At 67.9% G+C, this 13323-nt stretch carries 24 protein-coding genes; all 24 read right to left on the bottom strand.

Annotated elements, in window-relative coordinates:
* Positions 1–166: 166 nt before the first annotated feature.
* A complete protein-coding gene (gene rplQ / locus AC060K_RS11865) occupies positions 167–700 on the bottom strand; it encodes a 50S ribosomal protein L17 (RefSeq protein WP_483765617.1) in 534 nt (177 codons plus the stop codon).
* 53 nt (positions 701–753) lie between these two features.
* Positions 754–1764 carry a DNA-directed RNA polymerase subunit alpha gene (locus AC060K_RS11860; protein ID WP_125773620.1) on the bottom strand — a complete coding sequence of 337 codons (1011 nt, stop codon included), beginning with the start codon at positions 1762–1764 and terminating at the stop codon, positions 754–756.
* 189 nt (positions 1765–1953) lie between these two features.
* Positions 1954–2358 carry a 30S ribosomal protein S11 gene (gene rpsK / locus AC060K_RS11855; RefSeq protein ID WP_483765616.1) on the bottom strand — a complete coding sequence of 135 codons (405 nt, stop codon included), beginning with the start codon at positions 2356–2358 and terminating at the stop codon, positions 1954–1956.
* Positions 2359–2423: 65 nt separating this feature from the next.
* The gene (rpsM, locus tag AC060K_RS11850; RefSeq protein WP_483765615.1) at positions 2424–2798 is read right to left on the bottom strand and encodes a 30S ribosomal protein S13; all 375 of its coding nucleotides are present in this window, start codon (positions 2796–2798) and stop codon (positions 2424–2426) included.
* Between the two features lie 163 nt (positions 2799–2961).
* Positions 2962–3075: a 50S ribosomal protein L36 gene (gene rpmJ / locus AC060K_RS11845; protein WP_009740505.1), complete on the bottom strand. Its 114-nt coding sequence runs from the start codon at positions 3073–3075 to the stop codon at positions 2962–2964.
* Between the two features lie 130 nt (positions 3076–3205).
* On the bottom strand, positions 3206–3427 hold the full coding sequence (gene infA, locus AC060K_RS11840; protein ID WP_012867920.1) for a translation initiation factor IF-1: 222 nt from the start codon (positions 3425–3427) through the stop codon (positions 3206–3208).
* Between the two features lie 275 nt (positions 3428–3702).
* Positions 3703–4593, bottom strand: a complete 891-nt coding sequence (gene map / locus AC060K_RS11835) for a type I methionyl aminopeptidase (RefSeq protein WP_483765614.1) — start codon at positions 4591–4593, stop codon at positions 3703–3705.
* A 2-nt stretch (positions 4594–4595) separates the two neighbouring features.
* On the bottom strand, positions 4596–5153 hold the full coding sequence (locus AC060K_RS11830; protein ID WP_483765678.1) for an adenylate kinase: 558 nt from the start codon (positions 5151–5153) through the stop codon (positions 4596–4598).
* Positions 5154–5239: 86 nt separating this feature from the next.
* A complete protein-coding gene (secY, locus tag AC060K_RS11825; protein WP_483765613.1) occupies positions 5240–6535 on the bottom strand; it encodes a preprotein translocase subunit SecY in 1296 nt (431 codons plus the stop codon).
* A gap of 191 nt (positions 6536–6726) precedes the next feature.
* Positions 6727–7212, bottom strand: a complete 486-nt coding sequence (rplO, locus tag AC060K_RS11820; protein WP_483765677.1) for a 50S ribosomal protein L15 — start codon at positions 7210–7212, stop codon at positions 6727–6729.
* A 2-nt stretch (positions 7213–7214) separates the two neighbouring features.
* On the bottom strand, positions 7215–7397 hold the full coding sequence (rpmD, locus tag AC060K_RS11815; RefSeq protein WP_483765612.1) for a 50S ribosomal protein L30: 183 nt from the start codon (positions 7395–7397) through the stop codon (positions 7215–7217).
* Positions 7397–8050 (bottom strand): 30S ribosomal protein S5, encoded by a 654-nt coding sequence (gene rpsE, locus AC060K_RS11810; protein ID WP_483765611.1) that lies wholly within the window; start codon positions 8048–8050, stop codon positions 7397–7399. The genes rpmD and rpsE overlap by 1 nt, the downstream gene beginning before the upstream one ends.
* A gap of 34 nt (positions 8051–8084) precedes the next feature.
* Positions 8085–8456, bottom strand: coding sequence for a 50S ribosomal protein L18 (gene rplR / locus AC060K_RS11805; protein WP_483765676.1), 372 nt, complete (start codon positions 8454–8456; stop codon positions 8085–8087).
* Positions 8457–8458: 2 nt separating this feature from the next.
* Positions 8459–8995: a 50S ribosomal protein L6 gene (gene rplF, locus AC060K_RS11800; protein ID WP_483765610.1), complete on the bottom strand. Its 537-nt coding sequence runs from the start codon at positions 8993–8995 to the stop codon at positions 8459–8461.
* A 20-nt stretch (positions 8996–9015) separates the two neighbouring features.
* A complete protein-coding gene (gene rpsH / locus AC060K_RS11795; protein WP_483765609.1) occupies positions 9016–9414 on the bottom strand; it encodes a 30S ribosomal protein S8 in 399 nt (132 codons plus the stop codon).
* 92 nt (positions 9415–9506) lie between these two features.
* Positions 9507–9692 (bottom strand): type Z 30S ribosomal protein S14, encoded by a 186-nt coding sequence (locus AC060K_RS11790; RefSeq protein WP_125773599.1) that lies wholly within the window; start codon positions 9690–9692, stop codon positions 9507–9509.
* 1 nt (position 9693) lies between these two features.
* A complete protein-coding gene (rplE, locus tag AC060K_RS11785; protein WP_483765608.1) occupies positions 9694–10269 on the bottom strand; it encodes a 50S ribosomal protein L5 in 576 nt (191 codons plus the stop codon).
* 1 nt (position 10270) lies between these two features.
* Positions 10271–10612 carry a 50S ribosomal protein L24 gene (rplX, locus tag AC060K_RS11780; protein ID WP_125773595.1) on the bottom strand — a complete coding sequence of 114 codons (342 nt, stop codon included), beginning with the start codon at positions 10610–10612 and terminating at the stop codon, positions 10271–10273.
* 2 nt (positions 10613–10614) lie between these two features.
* Complete coding sequence (gene rplN / locus AC060K_RS11775; protein ID WP_125773593.1) at positions 10615–10983, bottom strand: 50S ribosomal protein L14; 369 nt, start codon at positions 10981–10983, stop codon at positions 10615–10617.
* A 124-nt stretch (positions 10984–11107) separates the two neighbouring features.
* Positions 11108–11398 (bottom strand): 30S ribosomal protein S17, encoded by a 291-nt coding sequence (gene rpsQ / locus AC060K_RS11770; protein WP_483765607.1) that lies wholly within the window; start codon positions 11396–11398, stop codon positions 11108–11110.
* 7 nt (positions 11399–11405) lie between these two features.
* On the bottom strand, positions 11406–11645 hold the full coding sequence (gene rpmC / locus AC060K_RS11765; protein ID WP_125773589.1) for a 50S ribosomal protein L29: 240 nt from the start codon (positions 11643–11645) through the stop codon (positions 11406–11408).
* Positions 11645–12064, bottom strand: coding sequence for a 50S ribosomal protein L16 (gene rplP / locus AC060K_RS11760; RefSeq protein WP_483765606.1), 420 nt, complete (start codon positions 12062–12064; stop codon positions 11645–11647). The genes rpmC and rplP overlap by 1 nt, the downstream gene beginning before the upstream one ends.
* A 2-nt stretch (positions 12065–12066) precedes the next feature.
* The gene (gene rpsC / locus AC060K_RS11755) at positions 12067–12903 is read right to left on the bottom strand and encodes a 30S ribosomal protein S3 (RefSeq protein ID WP_483765605.1); all 837 of its coding nucleotides are present in this window, start codon (positions 12901–12903) and stop codon (positions 12067–12069) included.
* A complete protein-coding gene (gene rplV / locus AC060K_RS11750; RefSeq protein WP_125773583.1) occupies positions 12903–13271 on the bottom strand; it encodes a 50S ribosomal protein L22 in 369 nt (122 codons plus the stop codon). The genes rpsC and rplV overlap by 1 nt, the downstream gene beginning before the upstream one ends.
* Positions 13272–13323: the final 52 nt, after the last annotated feature.

The raw sequence follows: 13323 nt of genomic DNA, 5'->3' as shown, positions 1-13323 counted from the left end.
CGGTGACGACGTCGTCGTCGTGCCCAACTCGGCCGCCCTCGTGGGCGGAGCACGGGCCTGGGACCTGCCGAAGCAATGTGCGCGGCCGACCGGACGCGAGAGGGCCCCGGTGCCGCCCGGAGGCGGGACCGAGGCCCTCTGTACGTCAACCCGGTGAAGGGGAGGCTCAGGCCTCCTTCTTCTCCTCGGCCTCAGCGGCGGGCGCGTCCTCAGCGGGGGCGTCCTCGACCGGCGCGTCCTCGACGACGTCCTCGACCGGGGCGGCCTTCGCCTTCGCCGGCTTCTTGGCGGCCTTCTCCGTCGCCTTGGCGGCCTCGCGGACGACAGCCTGCTTGGGGCTCACGGGCTCGGTGATGAGCTCGATGACCGCCATGGGGGCGTTGTCGCCCTTGCGGGTGCCGACCTTGGTGATGCGCGTGTATCCACCGTTGCGCTCGGCCATGGCCGGGGCGATCTCGGTGAACAGCGTGTGCACCACGCCCTTGTCACGCACGACCGTCAGGACGCGACGGCGGGCGTGCAGGTCGCCGCGCTTGGCGAACGTGATGAGACGCTCGGCCAGGGGGCGGAGGCGCTTGGCCTTGGTCTCCGTGGTGGTGATGCGGCCGTGCTCGAAGAGCGCCGTGGACAGGTTCGCGAGAATCAGACGCTCGTGAGCCGGGCCACCGCCGAGCCGCGGACCCTTGGTGGGGGTAGGCATTGCTTGTGCTCCTTAGAAGTGGTTCCACGCGCCCGCAGGGCGGGCGCGGGACGTCAGAACTGCTCGTCGCTGTACGCGGCCTCGTCGTCGGCCTCGAAGTACTGGGCGCCGGACGGATCGAAGTCCAGCGGCGAGTCCTTGAGGCTCAGACCGAGCTCGGCGAGCTTCTCCTTGACCTCGGTGATCGACTTCGCACCGAAGTTCCGGATGTCGAGCAGGTCTGCCTCGCTGCGCGCCACGAGCTCACCCACCTGGTGGATGCCCTCGCGCTTGAGGCAGTTGTACGAACGGATCGTGAGGTTGAGCTCCTCGATCGGCAGCGCCAGGTCCGCGGCCAGCGCGGTGTCCGTCGGCGACGGGCCGATCTCGATGCCCTCGGCCTCGACGTTCAGCTCACGGGCAAGGCCGAAGAGCTCGACGAGCGTCTTGCCGGCCGAGGCGAGCGCGTCACGAGGCGTGATCGCCTGCTTGGACTCGACGTCGACGACGAGCTTGTCGAAGTCGGTGCGCTGCTCGACTCGGGTGGCCTCGACCTTGTAGGTGACCTTGAGGACGGGCGAGTAGATCGAGTCGACCGGGATACGGCCGATCTCCGCGTCGAACTGCTTGTTCTGCGCGGCGGACACGTAGCCACGACCACGCTCGACGGTCAGCTCGATCTCGAGCTTGCCCTTCTCGTTGAGCGTGGCGATGTGCAGGTCGGGGTTGTGCACCTCGACGCCCGCCGGCGGGACGATGTCCGCGGCGGTCACGGCACCAGCACCCTGCTTGCGCAGGTACATCACGACAGGCTCGTCGTTCTCCGACGAGACCACGAGGTTCTTCACGTTGAGGATGATCTCGGTGACGTCCTCCTTCACACCCGGCACGGTGGAGAACTCGTGGAGCACTCCGTCGATGCGGATGGAGGTCACGGCCGCGCCCGGGATGGACGACAGGAGCGTGCGACGCAGCGAGTTGCCGAGCGTGTAGCCGAAGCCAGGCTCGAGCGGCTCGATGGAGAAGCGCGAACGGTTCTCCGAGATGACCTCTTCGGTCAGCGTGGGGCGCTGTGCGATGAGCACTGTGGGTGTCCTTTCAGTGTGCGTCCGCTATATGACGCATCACGGCATGCGATCTCTCGCGGCCTGGCCAGAACTCTGTCCGTCTGAACCAGACCAAAGCTGCTCACCCGTGAGGTGAGCGAACGTCGCGATCACGGTGCGGCCCCGCGGCCCCCAGGGCCGCGCAGCCGCACCGCGTCGCAACGAGCATCAGACGCGGCGACGCTTCGGGGGACGGCAGCCGTTGTGGGCCTGAGGCGTCACGTCCTGGATGGAGCCGACCTCGAGGCCGGTCGCCTGGAGCGAGCGGATCGCGGTCTCACGACCGGAACCCGGGCCCTTGACGAAGACGTCGACCTTCTTGACGCCGTGCTCCTGGGCGCGGCGAGCGGCCGACTCGGCGGCGAGCTGCGCGGCGTACGGCGTGGACTTACGGGAGCCCTTGAAGCCGACGTGGCCGGCGGACGCCCACGAGATGACGGCACCCGACGGGTCGGTGATCGACACGATCGTGTTGTTGAAGGTGCTCTTGATGTGAGCCTGGCCGAGCGGGACGTTCTTCTTGTCCTTGCGGCGCGGCTTGCGGCCGGCGGCAGCGCGAGTCTTGGGAGGCATGTGCTTGTGTTCTCCTGGTCTGATCGGACCGGGGCGGGCTCAGTAGCCCGCACCACGGACTGCGGTCAGCGGGCCTTCTTCTTGCCCGCGACGGTGCGCTTGGGACCCTTGCGGGTACGCGCGTTGGTCTTGGTGCGCTGACCGCGCACCGGCAGCCCGCGGCGGTGACGCAGACCCTGGTAGGTGCCGATCTCGACCTTGCGGCGGATGTCGGCCGCGACCTCACGGCGGAGGTCACCCTCGAGCTTGTAGTTGCCCTCGAGGTAGTCGCGGAGCGCGACGAGCTCGGCGTCGCCGAGGTCCTTCACGCGCAGGTCGGGGCTGACCCCGGTCGCGGCCAGCGTCTGCTGGGCGCGAGTACGGCCGACGCCGTAGATGTAGGTGAGCGCAACCTCGAGTCGCTTGTCGCGAGGGAGGTCGACGCCGATAAGACGTGCCATGTGCCTTCCGGCTCCTGTTTCTCGTCGGAGGTCTACCGCACCGCCCTCCCGCGTCTCCGCGGGCCCCGGCCTCCGAGCCGGGGGTTCCCCTCCCCCCGCTGGGGGAAGGTTCGTGGTGGTGCGCTCTGGTGGTGGCTGCCGCCACCGGGTGATCAGGGTGCGATCAGCCCTGGCGCTGCTTGTGGCGCAGGTTCTCGCAGATCACCATGACGCGACCGTGCCGGCGGATCACCTTGCACTTGTCGCAGATCTTCTTGACGCTCGGCTTGACCTTCATGAATCATTCCTTCGCCGCCTCGGCCTCGGGCAGCCGTCACACTGCGCGAGGACCCCGCAACTGTCAGCGCGGGTGTCGGTGTTGTTCGTGGGTTGATCCCCCGGGAGACCCCGAGGGACGTGACGGGTGACTACTTGTAGCGGTAGACGATCCGGCCTCGGGACAGGTCGTACGGGCTGAGCTCCACCACCACCCGGTCCTCAGGCAGGATCCGGATGTAGTGCTGGCGCATCTTGCCCGAGATGTGCGCGAGGACCTTGTGGCCGTTCGCCAGCTCCACGCGGAACATCGCGTTCGGCAGGGCCTCGACCACGCTGCCCTCGATCTCGATGACACCGTCCTTCTTTGCCATAATCCTCCGCTAACTCTCGTCTGGACTGCTCCCACATCCGCTCGCGACACGCACGAGGTTGCACGCGTCGGGTGGGACGTGGATGTCGTGTGTATCCACCGGTCGCCTGTGGCGGGCCGGGCCGGCGGAGCCTGAGCAGCGCGCAGAAGCGGAGACACTCAGGGGCAACGACGGACGGTCGGACTACACCCAGCGATCTAGCCTACGTCATGAAGGCAACCATTCAAAGCGCAACCAGCTCGGCCTGCGCTCCCGGCGCCGTGAGACGCGACACGCTAGTCGAGCGACGCCACGGTGACGCCCAGCTCCGCCAGGCGAGCGGCGCCGCCGTCGGGCGCCGTGAGGACCACGATCCCGTCGTCGAGGATCGCGACGGAGTGCTCCCAGTGGGCGGCGCGGGAGCCGTCGTCGGTGACGACGGTCCAGTCGTCCTCCAGGACGTGCGTCGCGTCGGTGCCCCGCGTGACCATCGGCTCGATCGCGAGGCACATACCCGGCCGGAGCTTGGGACCCGCGCTGCTCGTGCGGTAGTTCACGACGTCCGGCGGCTGGTGCATCGCGGTGCCGATGCCGTGCCCGACATAGCCCTCGACGATGCCCAGCTCGACGCCGGCGAGCTCGCCCGCCAGGTCGACAGCAGCCTCGACGGCGATGCCGACGTCGTTCAGACGGCGTCCGCCCGACAGGGCGGCGATACCCGCCCACATGGCGGCCTCCGTGGCCCGGACGAGCGCCAGGTCGGCGACATCGGCGCCCGCGGCGACCAGGGCGTCGTCGGACAGCCCGGAGAGGGGCAGCGCGCCCTCCGGGCCCAGGACGAAGCTCAGGGCGGAGTCGCCGTGCCAGCCCTCGACGACGGCCCCGCAGTCGACGGAGACGAGGTCGCCCACGGCGAGCACCCGGTCGCCCGGGATGCCGTGGATGACCTCGTCGTTGACCGACGCGCAGATCACGGCCGGGAAGCCGTGGTAGCCGAGGAACGACGGCGTCGCGCCCGCGTCGGCGATGACCTTCGCGGCCACGGCGTCGAGGTCCGACGTCGTCATGCCCGGGCGGGCGGCGGCGCGGACGGCGGACAGCGCGTCGGCGACCACGAGACCGGCCCGCCGCATCAGGCGGGCCTGGTCCCGTGTCTTGTACTCGATGCGCTCCCTGCCGAAGACCATCGTCAGCCCAGCTGCGCCGCGAGCGACTTGACGATGCGCTCGGTGACCTCTTCGACCTGGCCGATGCCGTCGACCTGCACGAGGAGGTTGCGCTCCCCGTACGCGGCGGTCAGCGGCGCGGTCTGCTCGGCGTAGATGTCGAGGCGGCGCGCGATCGCGTCCTCCGTGTCGTCCTCGCGACCCTCCACCTCGGCGCGCTTGGCGAGGCGCCCGAGCAGCTCGCCGCGGTCGGCGGTGAGCTCGATGACGCCGTCCAGCTCCCAGCCGAGGTCACCGAGGATGGCGTCCAGCTCCGCCACCTGGGCGGCGTTGCGGGGGTACCCGTCGAGGATGAAGCCGTTCTTGACGTCGTCCTGCGCCAGGCGGTCGCGCACCATGTCGTTGGTGACCGAGTCCGGCACCAGCTCGCCCTTGTTCGTGTACTCCTGCGCGAGCTTGCCGAGCTCCGTCTCGCCCTTGATGTTGGCGCGGAAGATGTCTCCCGTGGAGATCGCCACGATCCCGAACGTGTCGGCCAGGCGGGCGGCCTGCGTGCCCTTGCCGGCACCCTGCGGGCCCATGATCACCAGACGGGTGATCCGGCCTTCGGGACCGTGCGAGTGCAGGGCCCGCCGCGTCGACGGCGTCGTGTTCATGGTGCTTTCGCTCAACGGAGGAATCCTTCGTAGTGGCGCTGCTGCAGCTGCGAGTCGATCTGCTTGACCGTCTCGAGCCCGACGCCGACCACGATGAGGATCGAGGCACCGCCGAAGGGCAGGCTCGTCGTGATGCCCAGGAGGACGAGCACCAGCGTCGGGATCAGCGCGATCAGCGCGAGGTACAGGGAACCGGCGGAGGTGATACGCGTGATGACGTAGTCGAGGTACTCCGCGGTGGGGCGGCCGGCGCGGATGCCGGGGATGAAGCCGCCGTACTTCTTCATGTTGTCCGCGACCTCGTCCGGGTTGAACGTGATCGACGTGTAGAAGAAGCAGAAGAAGATGATCATCAGCGTGTACAGCGCGATGTACAGCGGCGCCGACTGCTGGACCAGGTTCCGGGAGATCCAGGCGACCCAGTCGGACGTCGGGTCGCCGAACTGCGCGGCAAGACCAGGGATCGCCAGGATCGAGGCCGCGAAGATCACCGGGATGACGCCGGCCATGTTGATCTTGATCGGGATGTAGGTGCTGGTGCCGCCATACATGCGACGGCCCACCATGCGCTTGGCGTACTGGACCGGGATGCGGCGCTGCGACTGCTCGACGTAGACGACGAGGCCGATGATCAGCACGATCACCAGGATCATGATGATGAAGTTGCGGACACCGTCCGCACCGCCGGCGATGGACCACAGGGACGTGGGGAAGCTCGCGGCGATCGAGGTGAAGATGAGCAGCGACATGCCGTTGCCGACACCGCGCTCGGTGATGAGCTCGCCGAGCCACATGACGAGGCCCGTACCGGCGGTCATGGTGACGATCATCAGGATCAGCGTGATGACGTCGTCGTTCGGGATCACCTCGACGGCACAGCCCGGGAACAGCAGGCCCTGCCGCGCGGTCGTGATGACCGTCGTCGACTGCAGGATCGCCAGGCCGATCGTCAGGTAGCGCGTGTACTGCGTCAGCTTCGCGGTACCTGACTGGCCCTCCTTGTGCAGCGCCTCGAAGCGAGGGATCACCACACGGAGGAGCTGGATGATGATGCTCGCGGTGATGTACGGCATGATCCCGAGCGCGAAGATCGAGAGCTGCAGCAGCGCACCGCCGCTGAACAGGTTCACGATCCCCAGGAGCGAGTCGTCCTCGGCCCCGGCGACACATTGCTGGACGTTGCCGTAGTCGACCCCCGGCGTGGGGATGAACGACCCCACGCGGAAGATCGCCATGATCGCGATCGTGAACAGCAGCTTGCGCCGCAGGTCTGGCGTCCGGAAAGCCCGGCCGAATGCGCTGAGCACCCTGTCCTCCTGGCCCGCCGAGGCGGGTTCTCGTGTCGCCGGTCGGATCCGGCGAGTCATGACGACGATCCTGGACCGCGCGACTGTGCGTTCGGACCGTGACGGATTCTACGTGCCTCGCGGCAGTCTCTTGACCAATTCCAAGCACACAGGGCCGACAGCGCTGCTGCGCTGCCGGCCCTGTGCCGTTCTCAGTCCTCCGAGATGGAGCCGCCGGCTGCCAGGATCTTGTCCTTGGCAGACCCGGAGACCGCGTCGACCGCGACCTCCAGCTTGACGGCGATCTCGCCCGTGCCGAGCACCTTCACCGGCTGGCCCTTGCGGACCGCACCCTTGGCGACGAGGTCGTCCTTGGTGACGGAGCCGCCCTCGGGGTACAGCTCGGCGAGCTTGTCCAGGTTCACGACCTGGTACTCGACGCGGAACGGGTTCTTGAACCCGCGGAGCTTCGGGAGGCGCATGTGCAGAGGCATCTGCCCACCCTCGAAACGCTGCGGGACCTGGTAACGAGCCTTCGTACCCTTGGTACCACGGCCCGCCGTCTTACCCTTCGAGGCCTCACCGCGACCCACACGGGTCTTCGCGGTCTTGGCACCCGGGGCAGGACGCAGGTGGTGCATCTTCAGCGGCTGGACCTTGTCGGTCGCAGTCGCCTCGGTCTTCTCGGCCTTGGCCATGGTCACTCGACCTCCTCGACGGCGACGAGGTGCGCCACCGTGTTGACCATGCCGCGGATCTCCGGGCGGTCCTCCTTCACGGCGGTGTCACCGATCCGCTTGAGGCCCAGCGTCCGCAGCGTGTCGCGCTGGTTCTGCTTGCCGCCGATGGCGGACTTGGTCTGGGTCACCTTGAGACGAGCCATCACGCACCCACCTTCGCAGCAGCCTCGGCACGACCAGCGGCCTGAGCGCGCAGGAGGGCGGCCGGGGCCACGTGCTCCAGCGGCAGACCACGACGCGCGGCGACGGCCTCGGGCTGCTCGAGCCCGCGCAGAGCCGCCACGGTGGCGTGCACGATGTTGATCGCGTTCGACGAACCGAGCGACTTGCTCAGCACGTCGTGGATACCGGCGCACTCCAGGACGGCGCGCACCGGACCACCGGCGATCACACCGGTACCCGGCGAGGCCGGACGGAGGAACACGACGCCGGCGGCGGCCTCACCCTGGATGGGGTGAGGAATGGTGCCCTGGATACGGGGGACGCGGAAGAAGCTCTTCTTCGCCTCCTCGACACCCTTGGCGATCGCCGCGGGCACCTCCTTGGCCTTGCCGTAGCCGACGCCGACCGTACCGTCTCCGTCGCCCACCACGACCAGCGCGGTGAAGCTGAAGCGGCGACCACCCTTGACGACCTTGGAGACGCGGTTGATCGTCACCACGCGCTCGACAAAGGCGCTCTTCTCCGGCTCGCGCCGGTCACCGCGACGATCGTCGCGGCGACCGCGACGCTCCCCGCGCTCGTTGTTCTCGTTGGCGGCACCCTGGGGGGCGCCGGTGCGCTGCCCTGCAGCCATCAGAGAGTCCTCTTCTTCCGTGCGGTGTAGGTCGTCACAGGGCCAGACCGCCTTCGCGGGCCCCGTCGGCGACTGCCGCCACCCGACCGTGGTACTTGTTGCCGCCGCGGTCGAACACGACGGTGTCGACACCCACAGCCTTGGCACGCGCGGCGACAAGCTCGCCGATCTTGCGGGCCTTGGCCGTCTTGTCTCCGTCGAACGCACGCAGGTCGGCCTCGAGGGTCGACGCCGAGGCCACGGTCTTGCCGACCGTGTCGTCCACGACCTGCGCCACCATGTGGCGCGAGGAACGGGTGACGACGAGGCGCGGACGGACCGGGGTGCCGGTGATCTTCTTGCGCAGGCGAAGGTGGCGGCGCTGACGCGCGATCCCCTTGCCCTTGCCCAGAATCTTGAGAGCCATCGTCACTTACCAGCCTTTCCGACCTTGCGGCGGACGACCTCGCCGGCGTACCGCACACCCTTGCCCTTGTACGGCTCGGGCTTGCGGATCTTGCGGATGTTCGCTGCGACCTCGCCGACCTGCTGCTTGTCGATACCAGCGACCGAGAACTTCGTGGGGCTCTCGACGGCGAACGTGATGCCGGCAGGCGGCGTCACGACGACGGGGTGGCTGAAGCCGAGGGCGAACTCGAGGTCCGAGCCCTTTGCGGCGACGCGGTAACCGGTGCCGACGATCTCGAGCTTCTTGGTGTAGCCCTCAGTCACACCGGTGACGATGTTGGCGAGGAGCGTACGGGTCAGGCCGTGCAGCGCACGGGAGCTGCGCTCGTCGTCGGGGCGGGTCACCACGAGGGTGCCGTCCTCCTGCGAGACGCTGATGGGGGCGGGCACGTTGTGCTCAAGGGTCCCCTTGGGGCCCTTGACCGTCACGAGCGCACCGCTGATGGTGATGTCCACGCCGGTAGGGACCGGAACGGGGATCTTGCCGATTCGAGACATGGCGTTATCTCCTTTCCGGGTTACCAGACGTAGGCGAGGACTTCGCCGCCCACGCCCTTGGTCTGAGCCTGCTTGTCGGTCAGGAGACCGGAGGACGTGGACAGGATCGCCACGCCGAGGCCGCCGAGGACCTTGGGCAGGTTGGTGGACTTGGCGTAGACGCGCAGGCCGGGCTTCGAGACGCGGCGGACGCCCGACAGGGCGCGCTCACGGCTCGGGCCATACTTCAGCGTGATCGTGAGGCTCTTGCCCACGGGGGCGTCCTCGACGTTCCAGCCGGCGATGTAGCCCTCGGCCTGCAGGATCTCGGCAATGTGCGACTTCAGCTTCGACGACGGCATGCTTACCGTGTCGTGGTGCGCCGAGTTCGCGTTACGCAGACGGGTCAGCATGTCTGCGATCGGGTCGGTCATAGTCATCGGGCTCTTGCCCTTCCTCGCCGGGGTATCCAGCGGACAGCGGAGTCGTCGAGCGACTCGCTCACCGTCCGTCCGGACCTACGACGTAGTTGTTACCAGCTGCTCTTGGTGACGCCGGGGAGCTCGCCACGGTGGGCCATCTCCCGCACGCAGATTCGGCACAGGCCGAACTTGCGGTACACGGAGTGCGGACGACCGCACCGCTGGCACCGGGTGTAAGCGCGGACCGCGAACTTGGGCTTGGCGGCCGCCTTGTTGACTAGGGCCTTCTTCGCCATGTCAGTTCTCCTCCTTGAAGGGGAAGCCGAGACGGCGAAGCAGGGAACGGCCCTCGTCGTCGGTCTTGGCCGTCGTCACGACCGTGATGTCCATACCGCGGACCCGGTCGATCTTGTCCTGGTCGATCTCGTGGAACATCGACTGCTCCGTGAGACCGAAGGTGTAGTTGCCGTTGCCGTCGAACTGCTTCGGCGACAGACCGCGGAAGTCGCGGATACGCGGCAGCGCGACCGCCAGCAGACGGTCCAGGAACTCCCACATGCGGTCACCACGGAGGGTGACGTGGGCACCGATCGGCATGCCCTCGCGCAGCTTGAACTGCGCGATGGACTTGCGGGCCTTGGTGACCTGCGGCTTCTGACCGGTGATAGCGGTCAGGTCGCGGATCGCGCCCTCGATCAGCTTGGAGTCCTTGGCGGCGTCACCGACACCCATGTTGACGACGATCTTCGAGAGACCGCCGACCTGGTGGATGTTCTGGTGGCCGAACTCCTCCATCAGCCCCGCGAGGATCTCCTCGCGGTACTTCTGCTTGAGGCGCGGCAGGGCCGGGGCCTCGATGATGGTCTCGGTCATGTCAGATGTCCTTCCCGGAGCGCTTGGCCACGCGCGTACGCACAGTCTTCATGCGGCCGTCGCGCTCGACCTGCTCGGTGCGGATCCCGACCCGGGTGCCCTTCTTGGTCTCCGGGTCGACCACCATCACGTTGCTCACGTGGATGGGGGCCTCGACCGTCTCGATGCCACCGGTACGGGTACCGCGCTGCGACTGGCCCACCTTGGTGTGCTTCGTCACGCGCTGGACACCCTCGACGACCACGCGGTCGGCGTCCTTGAGCACCTCGAGCACGCGGCCCGTCTTGCCCTTGTCGCGACCGGCGATGACGATCACCTGGTCGCCCTTCTTGATCTTCGCCATGGTCAGAGCACCTCCGGAGCCAGCGAGATGATCTTCATGAACCGCTTGTCACGCAGCTCGCGGCCCACCGGGCCGAAGATGCGGGTGCCGCGCGGCTCGCCGTCGTTCTTGAGGATCACGGCGGCGTTCTCGTCGAACTTGATGTAGGAACCGTCCGGACGACGACGCTCCTTCACGGTGCGGACGATGACGGCCTTGACCACATCGCCCTTCTTCACGTTGCCGCCCGGGATCGCGTCCTTGACTGTTGCGACGATGGTGTCGCCGATACCGGCGTAGCGACGTCCGGAACCGCCGAGAACGCGGATGCAGAGAATCTCCTTGGCACCCGTGTTGTCGGCGACGCGAACTCGCGACTCCTGCTGGATCATTGAGTGAACTCCTGTCGTCGAGCTGGTTCTCGCTGAGCGAGCCTTGCCGAACGGATAGCTGCAGTAGGTGGGCCGGGCCGGCGGGCCGGGTGCTCAGCACCCGGCCGCCGACCGGTCCGAGGTGTTACTTGGCCTTCTCGAGGATCTCCACCAGGCGCCACCGCTTGGTAGCGGACAGCGGGCGGGTCTCCATGATCAGGACGAGGTCGCCGATACCGGCGGTGTTCTGCTCGTCGTGCGCCTTCACCTTGTTGGTGCGACGCATGACCTTGCCGTAGAGCGGGTGCTTGACCCGGTCCTCGACCTCGACCACGACGGTCTTGTCCATCTTGTCGCTGACCACGTAGCCGCGACGCACCTTGCGGGTGCCTCGCTCAGCCACGACGGCGTCAGCGGTGCTCGTGTTGTCGCTCATCAGTGCCTCACTCACTCACGCTCGGTGCCGTACGGATACCGAGCTCGCGCTCACGCAGGATCGTGTAGATCCGGGCGATGTCGCGACGAACGGCCTTGAGTCGGCCGTGGCTCTCCAGCTGGCCCGTGGCCGACTGGAAACGGAGGTTGAAGAGCTCCTCCTTGGCCTTCTTCAGCTCGGCGACGAGACCCTCGTCGTCGAACGCGTCCAGATCGGCGGGTGCCAGACCCTTGCTACCGACAGTCATCAGCTGACACCACCCTCGCGCACCACGAAACGGCACTTCATCGGGAGCTTGTGGATCGCGCGGCGCATGGCCTCGCGAGCCAGGGGCTCCGGGACACCGGCCAGCTCGAAGACGATCCGGCCCGGCTTGACGTTGGCGATCCACCACTCCGGCGAACCCTTACCGGAACCCATGCGGGTCTCGGCAGGCTTCTTCGTGAGCGGACGGTCCGGGTAGATGTTGATCCAGACCTTTCCGCCACGCTTGATGTGGCGGGTCATGGCGATACGAGCCGCCTCGATCTGCCTGTTGGTGACGTACGCCGGCTCGAGAGCCTGGATGGCGAACTCGCCGAACGCGATCTGGTTGCCACCCTTGGACGCGCCGTGGCGGTCCGGGTGGTGCTGCTTGCGGTGCTTGACCCTGCGCGGGATCAGCATGGTCAGGCCTCCGTTCCGGTCTCGGTGGCCGGAGCTGCCGGGGCCGCCGAAGGCGCGGCCTCGTCGGCCCGCTCGGCCGGACGCTCGTTACGACGCCCACCACCGCGACGGTCGCCACCACGCTCGCCACCGCGCTCACCACGCGGGCCTCCACGGCCCTGACGCGGTGCAGCAGCGGCCTGCTGCGCAGCGAACTCCTTCTCGGTGATGTCGCCCTTGTAGATCCACACCTTCACGCCGATACGACCGAAGGTGGTGCGGGCCTCGAAGAAGCCGTAGTCGATGTTCGCGCGAAGCGTGTGCAGCGGCACACGACCCTCGCGGTAGAACTCCGACCGGCTCATCTCGGCGCCGCCGAGACGACCGGACACCTGGACACGGATGCCCTTGGCGCCGGCGCGCTGCGCGGACTGAATGCCCTTGCGCATCGCACGACGGAACGACACACGGCTCGCCAGCTGCTCGGCGATGCCCTGCGCAACCAGCTGCGCGTCGATCTCGGCGTTCTTGACCTCGAGGATGTTGAGCTGAACCTGCTTGCCCGTGAGCTTCTCGAGCTCGCCGCGGATGCGGTCTGCCTCGGCTCCACGGCGGCCGATCACGATGCCCGGACGCGCCGTGTGGATGTCCACGCGGACACGGTCGCGGGTGCGCTCGATCTCGACCTTGGAGATACCGGCCCGCTCGAGGCCGGTGCTCATGAGCTTGCGGATCTGGACGTCCTCACGGACGTAGTCGCGGTACCGCTGACCAGGCTTGGTGCTGTCGGCAAACCAACGCGACCGGTGGTCGGTGGTGATGCCGAGGCGGTACCCGTGCGGGTGAACCTTCTGCCCCACTATCGGGCCCCTTCCTTGTCTGCTCGCGGCGCCACGACCACAGTGATGTGGCTCGTGCGCTTGAGGATCCGGTTCGCGCGCCCCTGGGCACGCGGCCGGAACCGCTTGAGGGTCGGGCCCTCGTCCACGAACGCCGCGCTCACGACGAGGTCACCCTCGTCGAAGCGCTCGCTCGCGCGGTCGGCCTTCACCCGGGCGTTCGCGATTGCGCTCTCCACGACCTTGCGGACGGGCTCGCTCGCGGCCTGCGGTGCGAACTTCAGCACCGCGACGGCCTCGGCGGCCTGCTTGCCACGGATGAGGTCCACGACGCGCCGGGCCTTCTGGGGCGTGACACGGACAAACCGCGCCTGCGCCTTGGCTTCCATTGCAGTCCTGCCTTCTTGTCTCTTGACCGTCGGGGTCTCGCTCAGCTGTGCG

It is taken from the genome of Antribacter sp. NEAU-D49, from assembly GCF_057158775.1.
Note: the sequence above shows the minus strand (reverse complement) of the source record. Positions and strands in the feature narration are given on the sequence as shown.

Excerpts from the sequence above, each read along its gene's own strand:
- rplQ (WP_483765617.1), bottom strand. The coding sequence starts at position 700 with ATGCCTACCCCCACCAAGGGTCCGCGGCTCGGCGGTGGCCCGGCTCAC.
- rpsK (WP_483765616.1), bottom strand. The coding sequence starts at position 2,358 with ATGCCTCCCAAGACTCGCGCTGCCGCCGGCCGCAAGCCGCGCCGCAAG.
- rpsM (WP_483765615.1), bottom strand. The coding sequence starts at position 2,798 with ATGGCACGTCTTATCGGCGTCGACCTCCCTCGCGACAAGCGACTCGAG.
- rpmJ (WP_009740505.1), bottom strand. The coding sequence starts at position 3,075 with ATGAAGGTCAAGCCGAGCGTCAAGAAGATCTGCGACAAGTGCAAGGTG.
- infA (WP_012867920.1), bottom strand. The coding sequence starts at position 3,427 with ATGGCAAAGAAGGACGGTGTCATCGAGATCGAGGGCAGCGTGGTCGAG.
- map (WP_483765614.1), bottom strand. The coding sequence starts at position 4,593 with ATGGTCTTCGGCAGGGAGCGCATCGAGTACAAGACACGGGACCAGGCC.
- AC060K_RS11830 (WP_483765678.1), bottom strand. The coding sequence starts at position 5,153 with ATGGGCCCGCAGGGTGCCGGCAAGGGCACGCAGGCCGCCCGCCTGGCC.
- rplO (WP_483765677.1), bottom strand. The coding sequence starts at position 7,212 with ATGGCCAAGGCCGAGAAGACCGAGGCGACTGCGACCGACAAGGTCCAG.
- rpmD (WP_483765612.1), bottom strand. The coding sequence starts at position 7,397 with ATGGCTCGTCTCAAGGTGACCCAGACCAAGTCCGCCATCGGCGGCAAG.
- rpsE (WP_483765611.1), bottom strand. The coding sequence starts at position 8,050 with ATGGCTGCAGGGCAGCGCACCGGCGCCCCCCAGGGTGCCGCCAACGAG.
- rplR (WP_483765676.1), bottom strand. The coding sequence starts at position 8,456 with ATGGCTCTCAAGATTCTGGGCAAGGGCAAGGGGATCGCGCGTCAGCGC.
- rplF (WP_483765610.1), bottom strand. The coding sequence starts at position 8,995 with ATGTCTCGAATCGGCAAGATCCCCGTTCCGGTCCCTACCGGCGTGGAC.
- rpsH (WP_483765609.1), bottom strand. The coding sequence starts at position 9,414 with ATGACTATGACCGACCCGATCGCAGACATGCTGACCCGTCTGCGTAAC.
- AC060K_RS11790 (WP_125773599.1), bottom strand. The coding sequence starts at position 9,692 with ATGGCGAAGAAGGCCCTAGTCAACAAGGCGGCCGCCAAGCCCAAGTTC.
- rplE (WP_483765608.1), bottom strand. The coding sequence starts at position 10,269 with ATGACCGAGACCATCATCGAGGCCCCGGCCCTGCCGCGCCTCAAGCAG.
- rplX (WP_125773595.1), bottom strand. The coding sequence starts at position 10,612 with ATGGCGAAGATCAAGAAGGGCGACCAGGTGATCGTCATCGCCGGTCGC.
- rplN (WP_125773593.1), bottom strand. The coding sequence starts at position 10,983 with ATGATCCAGCAGGAGTCGCGAGTTCGCGTCGCCGACAACACGGGTGCC.
- rpsQ (WP_483765607.1), bottom strand. The coding sequence starts at position 11,398 with ATGAGCGACAACACGAGCACCGCTGACGCCGTCGTGGCTGAGCGAGGC.
- rpmC (WP_125773589.1), bottom strand. The coding sequence starts at position 11,645 with ATGACTGTCGGTAGCAAGGGTCTGGCACCCGCCGATCTGGACGCGTTC.
- rplP (WP_483765606.1), bottom strand. The coding sequence starts at position 12,064 with ATGCTGATCCCGCGCAGGGTCAAGCACCGCAAGCAGCACCACCCGGAC.
- rplV (WP_125773583.1), bottom strand. The coding sequence starts at position 13,271 with ATGGAAGCCAAGGCGCAGGCGCGGTTTGTCCGTGTCACGCCCCAGAAG.